At 58.7% G+C, this 6,248-nt stretch carries 6 protein-coding genes; all 6 read left to right on the forward strand.

Going from position 1 to position 6,248, the window contains the following annotated elements; genetic code table 11:
* Positions 1 to 223: 223 nt before the first annotated feature.
* The 6 genes from ACODTO_RS23290 to msrQ all read left to right on the forward strand — a co-directional run bounded on the left by ACODTO_RS23290 (position 224) and on the right by msrQ (position 6,203).
* A complete protein-coding gene (locus ACODTO_RS23290; protein ID WP_139649738.1) occupies positions 224 to 1,948 on the forward strand; it encodes an acetolactate synthase 3 large subunit in 1,725 nt (574 codons plus the stop codon).
* A 2-nt stretch (positions 1,949 to 1,950) separates the two neighbouring features.
* Positions 1,951 to 2,442, forward strand: coding sequence for an acetolactate synthase small subunit (gene ilvN, locus ACODTO_RS23295; RefSeq protein ID WP_003205610.1), 492 nt, complete (start codon positions 1,951 to 1,953; stop codon positions 2,440 to 2,442).
* 45 nt (positions 2,443 to 2,487) lie between these two features.
* Entirely contained in the window at positions 2,488 to 3,504 is a 1,017-nt protein-coding gene (gene ilvC, locus ACODTO_RS23300) for a ketol-acid reductoisomerase (RefSeq protein WP_489107105.1), read from the forward strand.
* Between the two features lie 144 nt (positions 3,505 to 3,648).
* Entirely contained in the window at positions 3,649 to 4,506 is an 858-nt protein-coding gene (gene pssA, locus ACODTO_RS23305; RefSeq protein ID WP_041020669.1) for a CDP-diacylglycerol--serine O-phosphatidyltransferase, read from the forward strand.
* A 63-nt stretch (positions 4,507 to 4,569) separates the two neighbouring features.
* Entirely contained in the window at positions 4,570 to 5,583 is a 1,014-nt protein-coding gene (gene msrP / locus ACODTO_RS23310) for a protein-methionine-sulfoxide reductase catalytic subunit MsrP (RefSeq protein ID WP_489107106.1), read from the forward strand.
* Positions 5,583 to 6,203 carry a protein-methionine-sulfoxide reductase heme-binding subunit MsrQ gene (gene msrQ, locus ACODTO_RS23315; RefSeq protein ID WP_139649734.1) on the forward strand — a complete coding sequence of 207 codons (621 nt, stop codon included), beginning with the start codon at positions 5,583 to 5,585 and terminating at the stop codon, positions 6,201 to 6,203. The genes msrP and msrQ overlap by 1 nt, the downstream gene beginning before the upstream one ends.
* The last annotated feature ends 45 nt before the right edge of the window (positions 6,204 to 6,248 follow it).

Below are 6,248 nucleotides of genomic sequence, written 5' to 3' on the forward strand. Positions count from 1 at the left end.
GGCAGATCATGAGGCGCATATCCGCGTCGACCTGTTACACCCGCAACGCGTTACCTCGCGCTGGGTGGGAAAGGCCCGCAACACTTGGGACGATCCCAATACTTGCTCAGTCAGTGCTGACGTAGTCGGCGACCACCGTCGCTCATGCTCTGCCGAGAAGTAAACCTATTAAGACCCGTCCCCTTTTGAGGGGCGGTATTCTGGCGTTTTAGAGGTGAACAACGTGGAGCTTTTATCTGGCGGTGAGATGCTCGTCCGCTTCTTGCGTGACGAAGGCGTCAAATATATCTACGGGTACCCGGGTGGTGCTCTTCTTCATGTCTATGATGCCCTGTTCAAAGAACCGGAAGTGACCCACATCCTGGTTCGTCACGAGCAGGCGGCGACCCACATGGCTGACGGCTACGCCCGCGCCACCGGTAAGGCCGGCGTGGTGTTGGTGACTTCCGGTCCAGGCGCCACGAACGCCATCACCGGTATCGCCACCGCCTACATGGACTCGATCCCGATGGTGATCATTTCCGGCCAGGTGCCCAGCACCATGGTCGGTACCGATGCGTTCCAGGAAACCGACATGATCGGTATCTCCCGGCCGATCGTGAAGCACAGCTTCATGATCAAGCACCCGTCGGAAATCCCGGAAGTCATGAAGAAGGCCTTCTACCTGGCCGAATCCGGTCGTCCGGGCCCTGTGGTGGTCGATGTCCCGAAAGACATGACCAACCCGGCCGAGAAGTTCGAATACATCTTCCCGAAAAAAGCCAAGCTGCGCTCCTACAGCCCGGCCGTACGCGGTCACTCCGGGCAGATCCGCAAGGCAGCCGAAATGCTCCTGGCGGCCAAGCGTCCCGTGTTGTATTCGGGGGGGGGCGTGATCCTCGGTGGCGGCTCCGCGCCGCTGACCGAACTGGCGAAGATGCTCAACCTGCCGGTCACCAATACGCTGATGGGCCTGGGCGCCTTCCCGGGCACCGACCGTCAGTTCATCGGTATGCTCGGCATGCACGGCAGCTACACCGCCAACCTGGCGATGCACCATGCCGATGTGATCCTGGCGGTCGGTGCGCGTTTCGATGACCGGGTCATCAACGGTGCGGCGAAGTTCTGCCCGAACGCCAAGATCATCCACATCGACATCGACCCTGCGTCCATTTCCAAGACCATCAAGGCAGACGTGCCGATTGTCGGTCCTGTGGAGAGTGTCCTGACCGAAATGGTCGCGATCCTCAAGGAAATCGGCGAGACCCCGAACAAGGAGTCCGTGGCCAGTTGGTGGAAGCAGGTCGATGAGTGGCGTGGCGACCGTGGCCTGTTCCCCTATGACAAGGGCGACGGTAGCGTGATCAAGCCGCAGACCGTGATCGAAACCCTTTGCGAAGTGACCAAGGGCGATGCCTTTGTAACCTCCGACGTGGGCCAGCACCAGATGTTCGCTGCGCAATACTATACGTTCAACAAGCCCAACCGCTGGATCAACTCCGGTGGCCTGGGCACCATGGGCTTCGGTTTCCCGGCGGCCATGGGCATCAAGTTGAGCTTCCCGGATGTCGACGTCGCCTGCGTCACCGGCGAGGGCAGCATCCAGATGAACATCCAGGAGCTGTCCACCTGCCTGCAATACGGTTTGCCGGTGAAGATCGTGATCCTGAACAACGGTGTGCTGGGCATGGTTCGCCAATGGCAGGACATGAGCTACGGCAGCCGTCACTCGCACTCGTACATGGAATCGCTGCCTGATTTCGTCAAGCTGGCCGAGGCCTATGGTCACGTCGGCGTGCGCATCACCGAATCGAAGGACCTGAAGTCGAAGATGGAGGAGGCGTTCGCCATGAAGGATCGCCTGGTGGTCATCGATATTGCGGTCGACACCAGCGAACACGTCTACCCGATGCAGATCAAAGACGGTTCCATGCGCGATATGTGGCTGAGCAAGACGGAGCGTACCTAATCATGCGGCATATTATTTCCCTGCTTCTGGAAAACGAACCGGGTGCTCTGTCTCGCGTAGTGGGCCTGTTCTCGCAGCGCAACTACAACATCGAAAGCCTGACGGTGGCGCCAACCGAAGACCCGACCCTGTCGCGTCTGACGCTGACCACCGTGGGCCACGATGAAATCATCGAGCAGATCACCAAGAACCTGAACAAGCTGATCGAGGTGGTCAAGCTCGTGGACCTGTCGGAAAGTGCTCACATCGAGCGCGAGCTGATGCTGGTCAAGGTCAAGGCCACCGGCGCCCAGCGCGCCGAGATCAAGCGCACTACCGATATTTATCGTGGGCAGATCGTCGATGTCAGCGCCAGCGTCTATACCGTTCAGTTGACCGGTACCAGCGACAAGCTCGACAGCTTCATTCAATCGATCGGCACTGCCTCGATTCTGGAAACCGTACGCAGTGGTGTCACCGGCATTGCCCGTGGCGACAAAGTACTGAGCATCTAAACCAAATTAGCGAATGGCCTGAACGGCCGGATATAGGGGAAATTCATGAAAGTTTTCTACGATAAAGATTGCGACCTGTCGATCATCCAGGACAAGAAAGTCGCCATCATCGGCTACGGTTCCCAGGGTCACGCCCAGGCGTGCAACCTGAAGGACTCCGGTGTTGACGTGACCGTCGGCCTGCGTAAAGGCTCGGCCACCGTTGCCAAGGCAGAAGCCCACGGCCTGAAAGTGGCTGACGTGGCTTCCGCCGTTGCCGCTGCCGACCTGGTCATGATCCTGACCCCGGACGAATTCCAGGGCGCACTGTATCGCGACGAAATCGAACCGAACATCAAGAAGGGCGCTACCCTGGCCTTCTCCCACGGTTTCTCGATCCATTACAACCAGGTCGTGCCACGCGCTGACCTCGACGTGATCATGATCGCGCCGAAGGCTCCGGGTCACACCGTGCGTTCCGAGTTCGTCAAGGGTGGCGGTATCCCTGACCTGATCGCGATCTACCAGGACGCTTCGGGCAACGCCAAGAACGTGGCCCTGTCCTACGCTGCGGGCGTTGGCGGCGGCCGTACCGGCATCATCGAAACCACCTTCAAGGACGAGACCGAAACCGACCTGTTCGGTGAGCAGGCCGTTCTGTGCGGCGGTACCGTCGAGCTGGTTAAAGCCGGTTTCGAAACCCTGGTTGAAGCGGGCTACGCGCCGGAAATGGCCTACTTCGAGTGCCTGCACGAACTGAAGCTGATCGTTGACCTCATGTACGAAGGCGGTATCGCCAACATGAACTACTCGATCTCCAACAACGCCGAATACGGCGAGTACGTGACCGGTCCGGAAGTGATCAACGCCGAGTCCCGCCAGGCTATGCGCAACGCCCTGAAACGTATTCAGGACGGCGAATACGCCAAGATGTTCATCAGCGAAGGCGCTACCGGCTATCCTTCGATGACCGCCAAGCGTCGCAACAACGCTGCCCACGGCATCGAGATCATCGGCGAGCAACTGCGCTCGATGATGCCTTGGATCAGCGCCAACAAGATCGTCGACAAAGCCAAGAACTGAGTCGCGGGCTTGATCGAAAAACGCGGCCTCGGCCGCGTTTTTTCGTTTGGGCGATGGCTTCTGGTATAAAGCTGCATCGTTTGCGGCCGAACCCTCGTCCCAGACACCTGTCGAATTTTTTCACACCGTTGCAAGGTACTGTCCATGAGCGAACGTCCCGACGAGCCAAACCAGGCTCCTGACGCCGAAAGCATGTTGCCCATCGATGAACACGTCGAGGAAGGTCATGACGCTGAAGGCCGTAAGGTCCGGCATCGTGGCATCTATCTGCTGCCGAATCTGTTTACCACCGCCAACCTGTTTGCCGGTTTCTACTCGATCATCAGCTCCATGAGCGCCCAGGCTGCGTTGAGCGCTGGCGATAGCGCGGGGGCGAGCCGTTATTTTGCTTTCGCCGCCATCGCGATCTTTGTCGCCATGGTGCTCGATGGCCTGGACGGGCGCGTGGCCCGCATGACCAATACCCAGAGCGCATTCGGGGCCGAGTACGATTCCCTGTCGGACATGGTCGCTTTCGGCGTGGCCCCGGCCTTGTTGGCGTTCGGTTGGGCGCTGGGGGACATGGGCAAGGTCGGCTGGATGGTCGCCTTCATTTATGTGGCGGGCGCCGCGTTGCGCCTGGCGCGTTTCAACACCCAGGTCGGCAAGGCCGACAAGCGCTACTTCATCGGCCTGGCGAGCCCGGCTGCGGCGGGCGTCGTGGCGGGTGTGGTCTGGGCGTTCAGTGACTATGGCATCCAGGGTTCGAAGATGTCCTTCCTGGTGGCACTGCTGGTGGCGGCGGCCGGTATGCTGATGGTCAGCAACATCAAATACAACAGCTTCAAGGAGCTTGATCTGAAGGGGCGTGTGCCATTCGTGGCCATCCTGGCGGTGGTGCTGGTGTTCGCGGTGGTCTTCAGCGATCCGCCGCGTATCCTGCTGCTGGTATTCCTTGCCTATGCCGCATCCGGCCCGGTTCAGTACCTGTTGCGCCTGCGTCGTCACAAAAGCGCCGAGTGATGTAATTTCCCCCATACTCCGCAGTCTATTGGTGCACCTGCCCTCCAATACTGCGGAGTTGTCATGCTGATCAAGATCCCCAAGTCGTCCGACTGCCGTGAATCGGACGTCACGCCCGAATCCTTTTATTTATCTCGTCGCCAGATGCTGGGAGCATCCATGGCTGGCCTTGCCGTGAGCAGCCTGCCGCGCTGGGCTAGCGCCGCCGATGTGGCGCGCTATCCCGACGTGGAGCCAGGCAAGGCGCCGTCCTGGTTTGCCGAAAAACTACCCTCAACCCAATGGGGCGCGGTGACGGTCAAGAATGAACCGATTACGCCGTTCAAGGATGCAACCCATTACAACAACTTCTATGAGTTCGGAACCGACAAGGGCGATCCGGCGGCCAATGCCGGGTCCTTGAAAACCGAGCCTTGGAGCGTGGTGGTGGATGGAGAGGTAGGCAAGCCTGGGCGCTACGGTCTGGAAGACTTCATGAAGCCCTATCAATTGGAGGAGCGGATCTATCGACTGCGCTGCGTGGAGGCCTGGTCAATGGTCATTCCATGGATCGGCTTTCCCATCTCTGCGCTGCTCAAGCAGGTTGAACCGACCTCCAAGGCCAAGTTCATCCGTTTTGAAACATTGCAGGATCCGAAGACCATGCCTGGCCAGCGCTCCGGCTTCGCCCTGATCGACTGGCCTTATGTAGAGGGTTTGCGGCTGGATGAGGCCATGAACCCATTGGCTATCCTCGCGGTTGGCATGTATGGGCGGGAGTTGCCGAACCAGAACGGCGCGCCGCTGCGGTTGGTGGTGCCATGGAAGTACGGTTTCAAAAGTGTGAAATCCATTGTGCGTATCAGTCTGGTCAGCGAACAACCCAAGACGACCTGGCAAAGCATTGCATCGGACGAATACGGCTTCTATGCCAACGTCAACCCGACGGTCGACCACCCGCGCTGGACCCAGGCGCATGAGCGTCGCCTGCCAAGCGGACTGTTCAGTCCCAATGTGCGCGATACATTGATGTTCAACGGCTATCAGGATGAAGTCGCTTCTTTATATGCAGGGATGGACCTGAGGAAGGACTACTGATGCGTTTTCCAGTGTGGCGGATTGGCGTCTTCGTTGCGGCGGCGATCTGGCCGTTGTTCTGGCTCTACGAGGCGTTGATGAATACCTTGGGCCCCGATCCTGGCAAGGTGCTGGTGGATCGGTTGGGGTTGGGGACGCTGATCCTGCTCCTCATTACCTTGAGCATGACCCCTCTGCAGAAGTTGACGGGATGGGCGGGATGGATCGCGGTCAGACGCCAACTCGGATTATGGTGCTTCACCTATGTGGTGCTTCACCTGAGTAGCTACTTGGCCTTCATCTTGGGATTCGACTGGTCGCAGTTGGGTGTCGAGTTGAGCAAGCGGCCGTACATCATCGTCGGGGTACTCGGGTTTCTCGGTTTGTTGTCCCTGGCCGTCACGTCCAACCGTTATAGCCAGCGGCGCCTCGGTGTGCGTTGGAAGAAGCTGCATCGCCTGGTTTATTTCATTCTCGGGCTTGGGTTGTTGCACATGCTGTGGATCGTGCGGGCAGATCTGAAGGAGTGGGCAATCTATGCTTTCATCGGGGGTGTCTTAATGATGCTGAGGATTCCTTCGATTACGCGCCGGATCCCGCGTTTGATGGGTAAGAAAGTGTCTTCTGCAACAAAAGCGTAATTAAGGGTTGACGGCAGATTCTGAGTCTCTATAATTCGCCCCACT

Source organism: Pseudomonas sp. FG13, assembly GCF_057809755.1.